This is a genomic window from Georgenia wutianyii (assembly GCF_006349365.1).
Classification (GTDB): Bacteria; Actinomycetota; Actinomycetes; order Actinomycetales; family Actinomycetaceae; genus Oceanitalea; species Oceanitalea wutianyii.
In genome coordinates this window covers 2,145,763-2,163,536 of record NZ_CP040899.1, presented here as the reverse complement: position 1 = coordinate 2,163,536, position 17,774 = coordinate 2,145,763, and the positions used below count along the sequence as shown (strand labels likewise).

Annotated in this window: 8 protein-coding genes and 4 pseudogenes; 7 read left to right on the top strand and 5 right to left on the bottom strand. The window is 66.3% G+C overall.

Annotated elements, in window-relative coordinates; translation table 11 throughout:
- Positions 1-3: 3 nt before the first annotated feature.
- Positions 4-276 (top strand): annotated as a pseudogene (locus FE251_RS15730) (transposase); the annotation flags it as partial.
- Positions 277-313: 37 nt separating this feature from the next.
- Here the strand turns inward: FE251_RS15730 and FE251_RS09605 are convergent.
- Positions 314-1,366 (bottom strand): IS110 family RNA-guided transposase, encoded by a 1,053-nt coding sequence (locus tag FE251_RS09605; RefSeq protein WP_139948618.1) that lies wholly within the window; start codon positions 1,364-1,366, stop codon positions 314-316.
- A 266-nt stretch (positions 1,367-1,632) separates the two neighbouring features.
- On the opposite strand from FE251_RS09605, the pseudogene FE251_RS15725 reads away from it, so the two are divergent.
- Together FE251_RS15725 and FE251_RS09595 are read left to right on the top strand one after the other, a co-directional pair.
- Positions 1,633-2,542: pseudogene (locus FE251_RS15725) on the top strand (IS3 family transposase); the annotation flags it as partial.
- Positions 2,543-2,793: 251 nt separating this feature from the next.
- Positions 2,794-2,922: pseudogene (locus FE251_RS09595) on the top strand (S41 family peptidase); the annotation flags it as partial.
- Between the two features lie 317 nt (positions 2,923-3,239).
- Here FE251_RS09595 and FE251_RS09585 read toward each other — a convergent pair.
- Complete coding sequence (locus FE251_RS09585) at positions 3,240-3,842, bottom strand: hypothetical protein (RefSeq protein ID WP_139948615.1); 603 nt, start codon at positions 3,840-3,842, stop codon at positions 3,240-3,242.
- 963 nt (positions 3,843-4,805) lie between these two features.
- On the opposite strand from FE251_RS09585, the pseudogene FE251_RS16075 reads away from it, so the two are divergent.
- Positions 4,806-4,976: pseudogene (locus FE251_RS16075) on the top strand (transposase); the annotation flags it as partial.
- 24 nt (positions 4,977-5,000) lie between these two features.
- Here the strand turns inward: FE251_RS16075 and FE251_RS09575 are convergent.
- Positions 5,001-5,279: a transposase gene (locus tag FE251_RS09575; protein WP_139948614.1), complete on the bottom strand. Its 279-nt coding sequence runs from the start codon at positions 5,277-5,279 to the stop codon at positions 5,001-5,003.
- Between the two features lie 94 nt (positions 5,280-5,373).
- A complete protein-coding gene (locus FE251_RS09570; protein ID WP_139948613.1) occupies positions 5,374-6,678 on the bottom strand; it encodes an exonuclease domain-containing protein in 1,305 nt (434 codons plus the stop codon).
- Between the two features lie 236 nt (positions 6,679-6,914).
- Between FE251_RS09570 and FE251_RS09565 the strand changes: the two genes are divergently transcribed.
- Complete coding sequence (locus FE251_RS09565) at positions 6,915-9,296, top strand: AAA family ATPase (protein WP_139948612.1); 2,382 nt, start codon at positions 6,915-6,917, stop codon at positions 9,294-9,296.
- 16 nt (positions 9,297-9,312) lie between these two features.
- Here the strand turns inward: FE251_RS09565 and FE251_RS09560 are convergent, their stop codons facing one another.
- Positions 9,313-12,411, bottom strand: coding sequence for a DUF3427 domain-containing protein (locus tag FE251_RS09560; RefSeq protein ID WP_139948611.1), 3,099 nt, complete (start codon positions 12,409-12,411; stop codon positions 9,313-9,315).
- An 885-nt stretch (positions 12,412-13,296) separates the two neighbouring features.
- On the opposite strand from FE251_RS09560, the gene FE251_RS09555 reads away from it, so the two are divergent.
- A complete protein-coding gene (locus FE251_RS09555) occupies positions 13,297-14,817 on the top strand; it encodes a hypothetical protein (protein ID WP_139948610.1) in 1,521 nt (506 codons plus the stop codon).
- Entirely contained in the window at positions 14,792-17,551 is a 2,760-nt protein-coding gene (locus FE251_RS09550) for a phospholipase D-like domain-containing protein (RefSeq protein ID WP_139948609.1), read from the top strand. Before FE251_RS09555 ends, FE251_RS09550 begins: the two co-directional genes overlap by 26 nt.
- Positions 17,552-17,774 lie beyond the last annotated feature (223 nt).

The window sequence follows — 17,774 nt, the reverse complement described above, 5'->3', positions numbered from 1 at the left end:
ACTGTGCCGAAGCCGTATCCCCAGGAGTTCCGCGACGACGTCGTTCGTGTCGCGAGGAACCGTGAGCCGGGTGTCCATCTGAAGCAGATCGCTGCCGACTTCGGCATCAGCGAGTCGTGCCTGACGAACTGGATGAAGACCGCCGACGTCGAGGACGGCAAGAAGCCCGGCACGACGTCAACCGAGAACGCCGAGCTGCGGGAGGCGCGGAAGCGGATCCGGCTGCTGGAGCAGGAGAACGAGGTCCTGCGCCGGGCGGCGGCGTATCTGTCGCGGGCGAACCTGCCGGGAAATGACGCTTCTATGCCTTTGGTCAAGTCATGCGGACCTGCAGTTCACGGAAGATGGAGCGGCAGACGTAGCGCTTGAGGCATCGTCGGATCTCGCGGTTGCTTCGACCTTCGCCGCGGCGCCGGGCGACGTAGTCGCGGGTGGTGGGGTCGTAGCTCATGCGGGTGCGCACGATGACGTCGAAGGCGCGGTTGAGCTGACGGTCTCCGGATCGGGACAGACGATGGCGTTGGGTGTTGCCTGAGGATGCGGGCAGCGGTGCGATTCCGCCGAGCGCGGCGAAGGCAGCCTCGGACCTGACACGTCCGTGGTGGGAGTATGCGCAGACGATGATGGCTGCTGTCACCGGCCCGATGCCCGGGTGCTCTTGGAGCCCGGGGGCGAGTTCGTCGGCGAGGAGCCGGAGCTCGTTGTGATTCTCGCGCAGTGCCGTGGTCTGCTCGAGCACAGCAGTTGCCAGCCGGCGCGCCTCGCGCCGTGCGACTACTAGCGGGTCGGCTGGTCGCTTGCTGCGGGTAATGCGCCAGGCGGCGATCGTACGGATCTGCGCGTCGCTGACTGCCTTCCTGGCGTCGATGCCGAGGTCGACACTGCGCAGCAGCGCGTTGAGTGCGTTGCGGTTGGCGGTGCGCTGCTGGTCGATGATCGAGCGGGCGGCGAGGAGCACGCGGAGAGCTGCTCGCCGTCCGGTCTGCCGCGGCCGGGCGAGCTGGTCGTAGTGACGTCCCAAGACAGACCTGGCGGCTGCCTCGGCGTCCAGGGCGTCGGACTTTCCTGTGTGGGCGTGGGTTACGCGGGCGCCGGGACGGACCTCAGCAACGTCGAAGCCTTCCTCGGTCAGTGCGGCGGTGATCCCGGCGCCGTAGGACGAGGTGCCTTCGACGGCTGCCAGGAGGCTGCCCTGGGTCCGGCGCAAGATCCACGTGATCGCTCGCGCGGTGCCGGCTTTGCTTGTCGGAAAGGACGCCGTATCAAGGACTGCGCCGCTGCGGGCGTGCACGAGACAGTAGGTGTGGTTGCGAGCGTGGGTGTCGATGCCGACGACGTGCTCGAAGAGTTCAGCAACGATGGTCATGGGACTCCTGACAGGTTGAGCGGAACATGGCCAGCTCGGTCCCGTGAGGTCGCTCAGAGCCACATCTGTAATGAGTCACGCCCGGAAGTGGAGCGCCCCGGGCGGACAGGCTTCTAATCAAGACATCTGGGCGCAGGGACCGACCCTCGACCCGGTGCGTGGACACGTCATTTTCAAGACACCGCCCTGGAGCGAGTCGGATATACCCGGAGTCACACGCGTGGGCCGAGGGCCAGCCTCCCAGCCAGCCACGGGCCAGCCGCTGTCCATTACAGATGTACCCGCTCGTCCGCGAGCTGGCCGAAGACGGGATCCCCGTCACGGTGACGTGCCGGGTGCTCAAGACCGCTCGCCAGCCCTACTACCGCTGGCTCGCCAACCCGGTCACCGACTCCGAGCTCGAGCAGGCCTACCGCGCAGGCGCCCTGTTCGACGCCCACCGCGATGACCCGGAGTTCGGCTACCGCTTCCTGGTCGACGAAGCGCGTGAAGCCGGTCAGCCCATGGCCGAGCGGACCGCATGGCGGATCTGCTCCCAGCAGGGCTGGTGGAGCGCGTTCGGCAAGAAGCGCGGCAAGAACGGCAAGAGGCCCGGCCCGCCGGTCCACGACGACCTGTGCGTCGTGACCGACGACAAGGGCCGGCAGCGGCACGAGTTCACCGCCGAGGGTCCCAACCAGCTGTGGCTCACCGACATCACCGAGCACCGCACCGGTGAAGGCAAGCTCTACCTGTGCGCGATCAAGGACGTCTACTCCAACCGGATCGTTGGATACTCCATCGACTCACGGATGAAGTCACGCCTCGCGGTGACCGCGCTCGACAACGCCGTCGCCAGGCGCGGTGACATCGCCGGCTGCATCGTGCACTCGGACCGCGGGTCGCAATTCCGCAGCCGGAAATTCGTCCACGCCCTCAACCGCCACGACATGGTCGGATCGATGGGCAGAGTCGGCGCAGCCGGGGACAACGCCGCCATGGAGAGCTTCTTCAGCCTGCTCCAGAAGAAACGTCCTGGACCGCCGCTCATGGGCTACCCGCGACGAGCTCAGGATCGCGATCGTCACCTGGATCGAACGGACCTTCCACCGCCGCCGACGGCAGGACGCTCTCGGACGGTTGACCCCCATCGAGTACGAGACCATCATGACCACGCCAGCCACTCAGGCAGCGTGACCCAACCTGTCACCTATCCGTGCAGCAGTGCCGTCCACTTTCAGCCGTCGTTGACAGTCGTGCCGGGCTTCACCCCGTCCTCCACATCGCGCTGTTCATCCAGTTCGTCAGGCACCACTTGCTGATGCCGACCTCAGCAGTGATCTCCTTCAGATGGAGACCCGGCGCAGGTTCCTTGCGACACCGGACCACGTCGTCGCGGAACTCCTTGGGATACGGCTTCGGCACAGTGCACGTACCCAAGGCAGCCCCGTGGTCCCGTGGTGCTCGTGACGAACGAGGACGCCGGCTCGGACGGCGACATCATCGCCGCCGGCGCCCAGGAGGTGGGCCCCGGACCGGCGGTAGGGGTGCGAACCTACGGGGGGCGGGGGGATTGAGGGGCGGTCACGCTCTGGGAGTGCGGCCGGCTCGTCCACCTCTGATGCCGGGTCGCCAATCCGCGTCGCTGCCGCTGACCGCCGAGCTGGCCCGGGCCGGCATCGCCGGATCCATCGGCACAGTGGGAGACGCGCTGCCGGACGCGCTGTGGGAGTCGGCGATCGGGCTGTTCAAGAACCGAGGATCATCGACGGTGGACCAGCCTGGAAGAACCACGCCGATGTCGCGACGACCTCTTCAGATAAGGATAGAGAGGGCCGACGCGTCGTCGTCCGGGGTATGCCGAGGACTTTCCGATGGTCGCGGCGGCGCCCGGTTATTCACCGCCGTCAAAAAAGCGTTCAATGCTAGAGCACAGCATATAGTTCACCCGTGAGAGTCGATTGTCGTTTCGCAAGGTCTGGCCATAGGCTACTGGTGTGCCCTTGAAGAGAACTGTCTCCTCCTCCTGTAGGTGCCGTAATGGAGGGAGCGTGGTGCGGCAATAGACCAGAGAGAGTGCCTCGTCGGGGTCGGGTACTGCATGGCTAAGAAGTTCTATCGCAGAATCTTCACCCACGATACTTATCGTGGCGTCGCGCGTGGCGGTTTGGCTCGCAACTTCATCGCTTAGTGGCCCGATCTGGACGAGCCAGTCAATGCCGCCCATGGGCTGGGCGGCCACTACGCGCCCGAGCGACACGACGCCTTTCCCCGCGTATCCCGCCGCCTGAGTCACAAGGTCTGGTAGGCCCGCGACCTCTGATGCTGGCAACTCCTCCCAGCTGTGCCATTCCTCGTAGTCGAAAGCGTCGAAATGCTCGACGATAAACTCGTCGGAAAACATCACCGGCTCGGCGCCGACCCAGATGTTAGCGTCTTCTACTTCGGCAAAGAGCTCGCCGACTTCCCTCTGCTCTTCTGTTGGTTGCAATGCCATTACTGCGATTATCCATGCAACAACTAGCGCGACCGCTCCGGTGCTGTGCGCTAGTTTATGAGAAAACCGAAGTGCGAGGAAGGATGCGACGATTACGCATAGTAGGGCTATGAATACTCTATGTATAAGCGGTAGGTCGACCAAGAAAAATTGTACTACGGCGAGAACTCCCGCGAACGTCGCGGCTGTGTTGCGGAGCCATCCGATAGGCAGTGTGCCCTCCTTCGGCTCTTGCTTAGTGGGCGGCCGTCCATGCTTCTTGGCCACCTTTTGTGAATTGCTTCCCGGCGCGTTCGTGGATGGGCCCCCTTTGCGCGCCGGCGTTTTCGCCGATGGGCCGTCCTTGCGGACGATTGGTTCCTTGGGGCTGCCGCTATGCGACTTGCTTTCGGCCATGTCTATCCCTCCCGAGTGCACAGTATCGCGCCACGGCCGGAACGGCGCCCGGTACGCGATCGAGTGACTGGGAGCTTCTTCGAGCTTCACTCCCGAACCGTTCGCTCGGTACGGAGTCGCCGCCGGTTGGGGCGTGATCTTCGCATCTGAGGTCGACGATCACGTCAAATGACAAGGGCCGTGTCTCGCCACGGGCGGGGGCGTTGGGCACGGCGATGTTTAGCAACCTCGTCCGCAAGAGGAGGCGCGCGTGTCCCGGTCGGACGCAAACCTCGCCGGGTCCCAAGTGATCCATGTGCCGGGCACCAGGACCCAGATCTGGGAAGTAGGGGGTGCGAAGCGTGGACGCGCCAGGGAACAGGATGTCGGTGAGACCATCGTGGATGGCGCCGACGTGGATGAAGTCATAGTGGTCGGCTCGTTGTCTAGGGCGTGGTCGGCCTGAATCGCCCCGGGTCTGGTGGAGGCTCGCAATCCATGGAGGATGAGAGTTATGGCAGCACCCAGGGAGTATCCCGATGAGCTGCGTGAGCGGGCCACGAGGATGGTCGTCGAACTGCGGCAGGCCTGGCGACGAAGAACGGTGCGATCCAGCGCGTGGCCGAGCAGCTCGGCATGCATCCCGAGACCCTGCGCAACTGGGTCCGGCAGGCTGAGATCGACGTCGGTGTCCGGCCGGGCACCACCACTGTGGATGCGGACCGGATCGCGAAACTTGAGCAGGAGGTCTGTGAGCTGCGGCGGGCCAACCACATGGCGGATTCAAGCCATGTGGTTCGCGCGCCGCAACTCACGGTTCTCCTGCTCGAGCTTGGCGATCCGCTCGGCCTCGGCGCTCGTGGTGCCCTGACGCGTGCCGCCGTCAATCTCGGCCTGCCGGACCCAGTTACGCAGGGTCTCCGGATGCATACCAAGCTGCTCAGCCACTCGCTGGATCGCTCCCTGCTTCGTGGCAGGGTCCTGCCGGAGATCCACGGCCATCCTCGTGGCGCGCTCACGCAGCTCATCGGGGTACTTCCTAGGTGCTGCCAGGACTCTCATCCTCCATGGATTGAGAGCCTCCACCAGACCCGGGGCGATTCAGCTAGGCCAATCGCAGGAGTCACTCGGCCAACTTTGCGATCGGGCAGTCAGGTCAGTTCACCTCAGGACACCTGGTCCGATAATGCCCGGGAGTGCGGCAGTGCCCGCACCGCCGCACGGCTGGCGTCCGCGTCGCCGTCACGGTGGCGACGGGCGCACCGCTCACAGCCGCCGGGGCGCTGGTCGGAACCAGGTCATCGAAGTAGTCCGACACGCTGAGGGCGTCGGCTGCGCGGTTGAGCTGGCGCAGCTCCGTGGTCGTGAGGACGCCGTCGGAGAGTGCCACCTCCCGCATGAGCTCCAGGAAGCGCTCGTTGAGTGCCGCGACCTGCGCCGCTCCCATGCCGGCCGAGCCTGCGATCCGGGCAAGCGCGCGTGCCTCATCACCGATGATCTTGCCGTCCGCCAGTGCCTCGCCCAGAACTTCGAGATACGCAGCGGCGGCGGCGTCGTCGAGCTCCTGGGTCGACATAGGCAGACGGGCGAGAAGTGAGCTCATCCAGCCGTCCTGGCCCTTGCGCAGGCTGACTGCGCGGGTCACGGGGCGGCAACCACCGACAGGGAACGGTCCCCGCAGATCGCGTCCGGGTGCGCAGGGGTAGGTGAGGGATCCGGCGTGACGGTCCATCATCCTGTTTAGGAGACCCGCCACCGCCCGCACATCACCCAAGGCGGCATGCGCGTCAGGCATGGCGATTCCCGCATGCTCCGCCAGAGTGGCGAGCTTGTAGTTCGGGGTGTTGAAGGTCTGCTTGCCGAGCCACAGAGAGCACAGGGCCGGCATGGTCGAGGTTCGTGCGCCGACCCGGCTGAGCTCCGCTGCCAGGAACCGCTCCTCGAAGGCCGCATTGTGAGCGACGACCACCGCCCCGTCGAGGCGGCTGAGGATCTCGCCGGCGACATCGCCGAAGAGCGGAGCGTTCCTGACCATCTCGTTGGTGATCTGGTGGATGAAGACTGCTCCGGTGTCTCGCCCCTCAGGGTTGAGGAGTGTGGAGTACTCGTCCTCGATCCGGCCAGAGGCGTCGACGCGCGCGATCGCGATCTCGATGACGCGGTCCCCATTGCGCGGGGAGAAACCAGTCGTCTCGACGTCAATGACGGCGAAGGGGCCGTCATGCCGAATCCCTCCCTTCCGGCCGAGCTCCGCGTAGGAGAAGAGCGGACCGACCCGGCCCGGCTCGGCGAACGGCACGCGGGAGCTCGAGTCGGCCTTTGGCCGCGGCGTCACGGTGACCGGCGCGGGAGCGGGCGCAGGCGCGGCTTCAGGGCGACGGCGAGTGGGCTTCGCGGGGCGTCGCGGCCGGAACAACAACAGCGCTAAGGCAATGACGGCGAGGCCGATGAACAGTTCCACTCATACTCCTTTAGAGGCTCACACACAGGTTGTGCCCCCCTTGGTCGTGAGCCTAGGGGGGAGCTCGGACATTGCTGTTCACCGGCACCTGAGAACAGACGCCGGCGTCTGGCAGCGGCGGTGCCAGTCACGGGCTCGTCCAGCGCTAGCCTGAGCGCGAGGGGTCCCAGCAGGAGGTCATCATCGAACAACAGCACAGCCCGACCGTTGCAGCTGAGGCCCGGCTGACCGGCGAAATCGTGCTCACCGAGGAGTTTGCCGCAGCGCTGCAGATCCTCGAAGGAGGTGGCAACCTCTTCCTCACCGGGAAAGCCGGCACCGGTAAGTCCACGCTGATCCGGCACTACCTCGAGCGCACCAAACGGCGCGTCGTCGTCGCCGCCCCCACAGGGATCGCGGCGCTCAACGTCGAGGGCTACACGATCCATCGGTTGTTCAGCTTCCAGACCACCACGAGCCTGGACGACGTCCGCTCGGGAACGTATCGGCCCGGTCGTTTCGCCACCACGCTGCGCCAGCTCGACACGCTCATCATCGACGAGGCCTCCATGGTGCGGGCCGACATCTTCGACATGGTGGTCACCGCTCTCGAGCGGTTCGGCCCGCAGCCCGGGGAACGATACGGGGGAGTTCAGCTGGTTCTCGTCGGGGACCTGTTCCAGCTGCCGCCCGTCGTCACGACCGGCGAGGAGGAGTACTTCAGTACCCGGTACGAGACGCCGTACTTCTTCTCCGCAGACCAGTTCGAGCGGGCTGACTTCCCGACTGTCGCCCTCACCACGGTCTTCCGCCAGCGGGGCGACCAGCGGCTCACCGCCCTCCTCAACGCCGTCCGCGAAGGAGTGCTCATCGAGGAGTCCCGCCGCGAGCTCAACTCCCGGACCAATCCCGACTTCGTCCCTGGCGACGACGAGTTCTGGTTGACGTTGGCGCCCACCAACCGAGTGGTCGACGCCCGCAACCGCCGCCACCTCGAGCGGCTCCCGGGCGACGTCATCGAGCACCGTGCCACCGAGCGCGGCGATCTCGGCCTGTTTGACCCGCCCGTGGAGCGAATGCTCCAGATCAAGGTGGGCGCCCAGATCATGATGGTCACCAACGACGGAGCAGGTCGTTGGGTCAACGGCACCCTCGGTCGCATTGCCGGGATCGAGAACGGCGAGCAGGGACTGCAGGTGGCGGTTGAGTTCCGTGATGGCTCGGCAGCGATGGTCGGTCCGTACACCTGGGAGGCGACGCGCCCAGTGGTGGAGGCCGGCGGGCTGCGGCACGAGGTGGTGGGTTCCTACACCCAACTGCCGTTCAAGCTCGCGTGGGCGATCACCATCCACAAGAGCCAGGGCCAGACCCTCGACCGGCTCGTCGTCGACCTCAGCGGCGGCGCCTTCGACTACGGGCAGGTGTACGTCGCGCTGAGCCGGTGCACCTCTTTCGACGGCCTGGTGCTCACTCGACCGGTGCTGCCCAAGGACCTCAAGACCGACCGGAGAATCCTGCGCTTCCTCCATTCCGCCACCGCGTCAGACGCCGCGACGGGGCGGTGCGCGCTCGCGATCCTCACGGTCGGAGACGAGGGGCGGATGTCACGCCCGCGGCCGGTGGAGATCGCCGTCGCGTTCGAGGACGGCACCGCGCTCAGCACCCTCGTCAACCCGGAGCGCGACCTGGCAGATGCGCGCACGACGTACGGGATCAGCGTCGATGACGTCCTGATGGCACCGACGCTGGCTGAAGTCTGGTCCGTCCTGCTGCCGCTGCTCGACGGCCACACGCCGGTCGGCGTGGAGACGGACAGGACACTGGGGCTCATTGACTTCGAGCTCAAGCGGCTCGGCACCGTGTCCTCACTCCCCTTGGGCATCGACGTGCCACGGGAGCGACTCAACGACGACGAGCGTCGGGGTCTCTCCGCCGGCACCGCTCTGGCACGCGCACGTGCTGCACTGTCGGCGTATGCCCGGCTCCAGCCGGAGGACGAGAGCGCGAGTGCCTTCACCGCCGTCGATGGCGCGGAGGCAGGAGCCAGCTACCTGCTGACGCGAGACCCCGACGAGCCCACGCCGTCGAGCGCGGTCCTGCCGACCTTGTCTGCGCTGGTGGAGACCAGCCGCGCGGTGAGCGACGTGCTGCTGCGCGGGGCAGGGGCAGCTGAGGTCCGTGACCGCGCGGTGTTCCTCAGCGATCCTGAGGTCGGCTCGGCGCTGCGCGGCATTGTCTCTGACCGACTCCACGCCGTGGTGGAGCGTGCCTCATCGCTGCCCCCTGTGCTCGCGGACCGGCTACGTGGGCTGGAGCAGATCCTCGGGATCGACGTCGTGAGCACTCTGCTCGGTGATGACGACGGCTCGGCCATCGGCGCCGTCCTCACACCGGGCACTCGGGTCTGCTTCACCGGGACGGCGTGCTTGCCGGACGGGCGGACGCTCAGCCGGGAGGAGATGACCGCCCTGGCCGAGGAGCGCGGCCTGGTGCCGGTAAACACGGTGACGAAGAAGAAGTGCGACGTATTGGTCGTCGCTGAGGTCGGCACGCAGTCGGGGAAGGCCCGGAAGGCAAAGGAGTACGGTCACCCGGTGTTCTCGGTGGCCGACTTCCTCGCGTGGGTCGACGGGACGTAAGCCCTTCCTTCGCGGATCATGCGGACGCGACCGACGCCTCCTGGAAGAAGTCCATCGGCAGCGGCCGGCGCAGTTTCCACGTGATGGCGATGGGCCGCTCACCCCGGTGGTTGACGTAGTCAGCGGGTCCGAGGAGCAGGTAGGGCGCCGTGCCGAGCGGCCCAACCTTCCGCGCGCGGGCGAGGAGCAGCACGTGCGAGCCCAGTTCACGGTGGTTGAGATACCGCTGGCCAGTCGGTGATGCCACGGTGGTGCGGGACTGGGACTCCCAGTGGAAGAGGCGCGGGCTGATCGCGTAGTCGTTGTACATCGTCGTGGGGGAGTAGTCGCGTTCGGACTTCTTCAGCGTCACGAACAAGGCGTCGGTATTCCATGGCTTCGAGTAGAGGACGCCCTCACGGAAGCTGTCAGCCCGCCGCTCCAGGCTTGCGTGATCGAGTGCCGCCACGATCTCGTCTCGGCTGTAGTGGGCGTGCGTCCTCAGCCCGAGCCTGGTGAGCGGTCCGTCGATCCCCGCCGGGACGTGGGTGATGGAGTCGAGCCCGAGATTGATGACCTCGCTGAGCTCGCCCCGGGCCGCTCGCTCGGGGCGCAGTGCCGCGAGTCCCTCGGCGTAGGACCCGAAGCCGCCTCGGTCCGGCCAGAGGCTGAAGAAGAGCATGCGGGCGTACCGCTGCTGGAGCTCGTCGACGGCGTCGTAGTCGGGTGCGTCCTCCGCGAGGAACGCCAGGTAGGCGGCCCCGCGCTCCAGGTCATCGACGTGCGCCAGGGCCGTGGCTCTGCGAACGAGCTCCTCGTGACGCGGTCCCCGCTCGGGAATGGCCAGGCCGGCGTCCGCTCGCAGCTGTGTCCAGCCGCGCTTGGGCTTGAGAACGTCGGCGAGCTCTGCGTCGGTCTCGCGCAGGAACGTCGCGAGCGAGACGTCGTCGTGCTCTCGCTTGAGCGACCTGAGCTCGTTGACGAGTGCAGCCCACCGCGGCTGCACCTGGGCCTTGATGCCATCGAGCACGATCTGCTGGCTCTGCCGGTCGAGCACGATCTGGCACCCCGACGGCAAGAACGGGAACCCCTTCTCGATCTGCTCGCGCAGGCCCTTTCGAGTGGCTCCCGTCAGGGAACGGAACTTGCGGTCGAACCGGAACTCCCTGCGCTGATGACCGACGAAGTCGAGCGCCGTCAGCACGGCCTTGGTCGGTGCGGCGCGCAGTCCGCGGCCGAGCTGCTGCAGGAAGATCGTGGCGCTCTCGGTGGGACGCAGGAAGAGGACGGTGTCGACCTCCGGCAGGTCGATCCCCTCGTTGTAGAGGTCAGCGGTGAAAAGGACGTTCACCTCACGCGACCGGAGGTCCCTGAGCGCCTGCGCGCGGGCATCGGATGGCGTCCCGCCGGACACGGCACGCGCGGGGATACCCGCAGCGGTGAACGTCTGGGCCATGTATTCCGCGTGCCGGACCCCGACGCAGAAGCCCAGGGCGCGCATCTGGCTGACGTCGCCGACCTTGTCCTGCAGCTCCTTGAGGATGATCCGCGCTCTCGCGTCGTTGCCGGTGTAGACGTTCTCCAGCTCCGCCTGGTCGTAACGACCGCGCTTCCAGCTCACATCCCGGAGGTCGACGTTGTCCGAGACGGCGAAATAGTGGAACGGGCTGAGGAGCTCTGCTTCGAGCGCGTCCCACAGTCGCATCTCGGCAGCTGTTCTCCCGCCGAAGAACGCCTCGCTGACGTCGATGCCGTCGGTGCGTTCCGGGGTGGCGGTCAGACCAAGGAGCTCACGGGGTGCGAAGTGGTCGAGGAGTCGCCGGTACGACGCGGCGTGGGCGTGGTGGAACTCATCGACCACGAGGATGTCAAAGGCGTCGGGCGGGATCGAAGCCAGCTCGTTCGTCACGGACTGGATGGTCGCGAAGACGTGCTGCCCGTGCTGAGGCCGCTGTCCCTGGCCCCACAGCTCTCCGAACGATCCATCGGCCAGGACTTCTCGGTAGGTGCGCTGCGCCTGCTCGAGGATCTCGATGCGGTGCGCGACGAACAACAGCCGCCACTCCTGCGGTGCGCCAGCAGCGAGATTGCGGTAGTCCAATGCCGCCACGACTGTCTTTCCGGTCCCCGTTGCGGCGACGACGAGGTTTCGGTGGCGGTCGTGGACGGTGCGTTCGGCGTCCAACTGCTCGAGGATCTTCACCTGGTGCGGGAACGGCCGCACCTCCAGCCCCGAGAGGTTGAGCGTCGAAGTCGAGGGCTTGCGTCCTGACGCGGCGGCGAGTGCGGCGTCGAGGCGGTCTCCGTCCCGGTCAGGGTCGTAGTCGATGTAGGACGGGTCGTTCCAGTAGGTCTCGAAAGTCGCGTCGAACTTGTGCAGGAGGGCGGGAGTGGCGACTGCGGAAAGCCGGACGTTCCACTCCACGCCATCGAGCAGGGCGGCGGTCGAGAGGTTGGAGGACCCGACGTAGGCGGTATCGAATCCGGTACTGCGACGGAACATCCAGGACTTCGCGTGGAGTCGGGTCCGCGCGATCTCGTACTGGACCTTGACCTGCGCGCCGAAGTCGTTGACGAGACGGTCGAGCGCCCGTCGCTCGGTCGCCCCGACGTACGTCGTCGTAATGACCCGCAACCGGCCGCCCCGAGCGGTGAACGCGCGCAGTGGCTCTTCGAGGACGCGCAGCCCGCTCCACTTGACGAAGGCGCAGAGCAGATCGACCTGCTCCGCTGAGTCGAACTCAGACCGCAGCTCCGCTCCCAGGTTCGGGTCACCCTTGGCATTCGTCAGCAGCGCGGCGTCAGACAGCGGGGTGCGCGGGCGGGAGTGCAGAACCTCTGCCACGTGCGCCTGAGGTTTGGGGCGAACCGCATGGAGTTGGCGCACGGGCGACTGCACGCTCGCCTGCGCTGCCTCGATGTGCTCGAGGACGTCGTTGATGAGGGTCAGCCGCGTCTGGGCGTTCTTCGTCTCGCGTAGAGCCCGCTCGAGCTCCTCCGCAACATGCCGCGCCAAGATGCTCGGAGCATCTGCCTCATCGACCTCCTGCTCGTCAATGACGCGGTGAGGCGGGAGTGAGTTGAGCGTCTGTTGCAGCGATGTGGTGATGAGCGATTCGTAAAGCCCGTCGTGCACGGTGGTGTCTCACGTTCCTCGTGGGCTGTCATCAGCCGAGATATCTACCTCGAGCTTAGGCGAGCGGGACTGCTGCACAAGGCCGGTAGGGCGTCTACGCGCTCAAATCGGATGCCGCCCTCGCGTCAGCGGGTGCTCCCAGCATCATCTCTGCCCCAGCGGCGTCGGCGACCGACGACGCTCTCGAGGACGCCGAAGAGATGGGTCTTATCAATGCGTTCGGCATGTTCTGGCGCCGCAGCGAGATCGACTGGAGCGTTCGCTCCTCGCGCCTGACTGGCGTCCAGTAATCGGGTCCTCAAAAGGTTGACTTCGGCGATCAGGTCGGCGTTCACCTTCTCTACGACGGAAACCGCGTCGTATACGTCGGGCGTGTGACCCACCCTCGCCTCGGTGCCAGGCTGTGGGAACACACCCGAGACCTGCTAACCGGGCGTTGGGAGCGCTTCTCCTGGTTCGCGTGAGAGGTGTACAGGATGACGGTATTCTCTCGCCCACACCGACCGCTGCCATCGGGCTGGCGGCTCTAATCGCCACGATGGAGGCCCTTCTCATTGAAGGGCTGGAGCCGCCGCAGAATCGGCGTCAAGGTGACGGCTTCAGTGCGGTTGAGTTCATCCAGATCCCGGACCGCGCAATTGAAGAAAGGTGTCGGCGCGAGGTGCTAATGGACCTCGTAGGGTGCTCTCCCGACTCGTCGGTTCGCTGAGCGAGTGTGCGTCGTGGCACGGACGGAGCCGATGCCACGCCGGCCCAAAGTGGGCCCCATCGATGTCTGCTCAGGATAGCGTCGGGCATGGCACCTAATAGCGAAGGAGCTTCGATGCACGACGAGTCCAGAGAAGGAGTCCCGCCCGTTCTACTCTCGTGTGGCGACAGTTGAGAGTGACCGTCGGCTCCGAATCACCACCGGTGGTGGGCCCGGGTTGGGTCGACACGAAGGTCAGCCCGATCATGGGCCTGTTCCCGCTCGCAGTCGAGCGGTACCTCAATGCGGCCGTAGCCGTTCACGCGCCGGGCGTGACGACGGTTACCACGGGGGCCCGCTACTACGCCCTGCACGGACTCGCGGCTCATGAAAAGGCGTCGAAGGGCCTGAGCGATGCCCAAGCCCAGGACCTGATGCGACGCATCGAGGTGGTCTTTGGCCTGGCCTGCCTCGTGCATGCCCATTCCGATCAGCACCCAGAGGACTGGAACGTCGAGGCCCACGGCGCCGACTTCCTACGCGCTCGCCTCAACGAAGGACCGGTGTACCTGGATCAGGCCGCCGGGGTGGGTACGGGCACGTACGCGAAGGCTTCGTGGGGGTTTTGGGGCCCATACAGGGGCTCGGAGATGACGTTGAAGGTCTTGGACACCAAGGGCCTATGCCCGGGCGACCGGTACGACGATGCCGCCGTGCGGGGCGCCCTCTCTGGCGTGCTCGATGTCGCCGAACGTGGCCAGGTCAGCGCAGACGACGTCGCCCACCTTGGTTCCGCGTGCCTGTGTCAGACCCGATACGGGAGCGACGGAGACTGGCTCGCTAACCTATTCGCGGGCGACCGACACGGCGAAGGCGTGGGCCACATCCTCGGCGAGACCATGGCGATGTTCGCCAACGCGATCGGGACCGCCCGCATCGATGACGAGGACGACCTCTATCGCTTCGCGATGTATCACCCCGCACACCTTGATTTGCCAGAACCCGACGATCGTCAGATACGGCGCCGCTGGCGCGGCATCGTCATGCGTGCTGAATCAGTCACCGCGTGGCGCTACCTGTGGGCCGACCTCTGCTCGCTCCTGCCTGCCCAAGGGGCGATGCCGGTCCATGAACTCCGGCAGTGGCTCGCCGACCACGCTCCTGTCGGCACTGTCGCTGACTTCGCGTCGTTACTGCCGGCCACCCGCGACGCAGCGGGGGTTCCGCTGCCCGCTGAGCGCGACCCATCACTCGATCATCTACCGGAACCGATTCGCCGGATCGCCGTTATCCTCCTGGGAGCCCGCAGGCTCGACGAGCTCACCGGCGCCGAACTCCTCGGCTTCCAAGGGCCCCCCGACAGACCCGAAGCCGTGGAAGAGCTCTCGCCGTACTGGGTCCGGGCGGTCACCCGAAACTGGGCCAACAGGTCGCTCCGCGACTTCAGTTCATACCTTGTCGACACCATGCTTAACCGTTCGCAACGGGTGGCGCTCCGTAAGTCCCGCTACCACGCCAAGTCAGGCAGGTTCACCATCCCGGCACGCGTCAACGTTCGCGATGACTTGGTTTTTCGCGTCTATGGGGAAACTCCGCGTCGCCCAGGGCTGCGATGGCGGCAGCTGCTTTCCATGGGGCGTCAGGTGGGACTCTTCGACCGCGCCGACGGCGTGTGGACCCTGGGGCAGCGGGGTGAGCTTCTTGGCGACGGCTCCTGAGGCGGCTGTCTCCGCAGAGACCGTTCCCGGACTACTTGCTCACCTGTGGGACGAGGCCTCACGTCCTGACCGGCAGGCAAGCGAAGCGCTATACCTGACTTTCAATGTCAGCCTCGAGTTCTTCGAGACCAGGCTTCTCGGCATCAGCAGGGCAGCAGGCGCGGCCGTCACCGTTATCGCGGATGCGAACCACTACGCACCGAACTCGCGCGCCATCAGTGGAGCCGGGAGGTCCTACGTCTCCGGTCTGGCCGCCATACCCGGGGCGTTCCATCCGAAGGTGACCGTTCTCGCGGGTCCAGAGCGCGCGCTCATCGGCATCGGATCGGGAAACCTCACGGTCAACGGGTGGCACCGCAACGAGGAGACGCTCACCCTGGTCACCGCAGACCGTGAGCATGGCTGCCCCGCGATCGTCACGGAAGTGATCGCCTGGCTTCGCGGCCTACCCGACCTCGTGCCCATCACCCGCCTCGCGGCAGACGGCATCCAGCGAACCGCCGCGGAGCTAGCGAGGCTCACGTCCGTGGCACCCCCGCTAGACACCGGCCACCGCCTCGTCACTACGAGCGGTGCCTCGATCATCGACCAGCTCCCAGTCGGGCACGCGGAACGCCTCGACCTGTATGCCCCCTTCCATGACCCCCAGGGAGCGGCGCTTGAAGCCTTGCTGACCCGGTATCGTCCCAAGGAGTTACTCGTAGCGGTCCAGCCCGGCCTCACCGTGATCGATCCCCACGCGCTTCAGCGAGCTGCGGCCAGCCACGGCGCCGCCCTCACCTTCCAGCCGGCTGGCGACGTGTATCGCCATGGGAAACTGCTTCAGGCCGTATTCTCCGACGGCACCGGATGGACGCTCACCGGAAGCCCCAACCTCACCGCGGCGGCTCTTCTGCGCCCCGTCGAGCAGCTTGGCAACTGCGAAGTCGGCGTCCTGGCGCCGTTAGCAGGCTCCCTGTACCCCGGCCAAGACGACGCGATACCCCTGGACAACGTACCGACGGTCCGGATCGACGCACCCGGCGAGGAGAAATCCGAGCGCGAGCGGTTCGGTCAGGGGCTTCCTGTGCTCCTCGGCGCTGTCCTCAACGGCAACCAGCTCGACCTCCAGTTCGCGAAACCGCTGCCCGCCGGAGTCGTGCTCGAGGCAAGCCGGTTCGATGACCTGCCCGAGCAGTATGTAAGCCTGGGCGTACTCCCCGCGGGGCGCGCCAGCGTCCAGCTCCCCATCCCCGAACAGTTCCAGCCCGGCACGCGGCTACACGTGCTCGTCTCAACGGCGGATGGACCGGTCTGGGGCCCGGACATCCACGTCACCGACCCGGTAGGGGTCCTCAAACGCGTCAGCCCATCCTCAAGCGGACGTACCAACGTCGACGTCCACCCGGGCGACCTCTTCGGTGACCCGGGCGTGGCCGAAGCCTGGCAGAAGGCACTGACCCAGTTGCTCTCCAGCCGGGGACGAGTGGCCCTCCCACGTGCCGCAATGGGCCAGCATGCCACCACCGGGCCGGGTGAGATCCGAGTCCGCCCGGCGGAGGGCTGGCACACAGTCGACGCGCCTGACGCGTGGGCCAGGTACACCGATGACGCGACCGTGCGGCTGGGGAACCAGATAGCGGACTTCGCCATCGGTGGACTTCCCAAGCTGACGAGCACGAATGCTGTTCAGGGCGGCGGCGCCGCACCGATCTGGTTCGACCGCTTCGCAGACATTGACCCCACGGCCGCCGACGACGAGCACAACGCCGAGGAGATCGATGCCCTCGAGGATCAGCTCGAGGCCAATGCGGCACCATCCGTCGATCATCGCAAACTCAGCGAGCGGGAGAAGGCCCGGTACCGGCGCTGGCTGCACACCCTCGCCGACCTGATGAAAACGGCACCCGCCATCGACCGGTCCGCCATGGTTGGACTCATCCTGATCGCCACTAACCTCGACATCTGGGACTCTGCCACTGAGACGCCCGGTTGGTTCGACCTATTCGCCGATGCTGTCCGCGCCCTACCCGGTGACGACGTACCGGAGCCGCTCACGTCTCAGCTCGGCTCGCTTGCCGCGGTCTGCCTCTTCCGCCTCGACGAAGCCCAGCCGGCCAACGGGCGCACGCACCAGAACCAGGTCTTCGACGACACGCGCGATGAGCTCCGCGACCTCATCGCCCGCGCCGACCCGGACGCTGTCGCGGCGAATTGCGAATCCCTCGGCGCCGGCGGACGCACTGGCACGGCGGTCCTCCACGTCGCCCCTGCAGCGGTCTGGGAACACCGCAACGCGATCCTCCGTGCGGACAGCCATGCCGACGCCCTGAATAAGCTGCAGCGGAACTTTCCCACGTCGGACGTCAAAGCGCTCGGCCCGCTCACATTCGAGATCCGGGGCGACTTCACCAACACGGTGAAGATCGCGGCACAGGCAATCACGCTCGTCGACGGACTCCCGACTGTAGCGGTCGACGCTGTGGGACGGAGCGACAGGTCGACGCTCATCCGTCACGACGACACGCTGACCCACGTCACAAGTATCGGACAGCGAACCGTCTACAAGACCTACCGGCTGACACGCCTCGTCGATCCGGTCGCCATAGCGAGCAACCGCGAGCTGGAGCAAAGCGCTCGCATCGACCGTGCGCCGTGGATGGCCCTGTCCCCGACGGCGCAACGAGCGCTCGACGCCGTGGCGCGGGTCGAACATGGCTCATCTTCGACGGCAAACTCGTTGAGTCCTACGTGATGAACAGGGGAGAAATGATGGCCGAGGCACTGAACTCCCCGTTCAAGGCCGAGTGCGTCCCCAGCCCGGTCATGCGCCCGAAGGGCGGCTGGAAGAACGTGACCGACGTCGAGATCGCCGTCCCCCGAGAACGTCGACTGGTTCAACCACCGACGCCTGCACGGCGAGATCGGGCTTGCCCCCTCGGAGTTCGAGGCCAACCACTGGGCGAGCGTCACACCCG

Coding starts and splice junctions, on each gene's coding strand:
- FE251_RS09605 (WP_139948618.1), bottom strand. CDS start 1,366: ATGACCATCGTTGCTGAACTCTTCGAGCACGTCGTCGGCATCGACACC.
- FE251_RS09585 (WP_139948615.1), bottom strand. CDS start 3,842: ATGGCATTGCAACCAACAGAAGAGCAGAGGGAAGTCGGCGAGCTCTTT.
- FE251_RS09575 (WP_139948614.1), bottom strand. CDS start 5,279: ATGAGAGTCCTGGCAGCACCTAGGAAGTACCCCGATGAGCTGCGTGAG.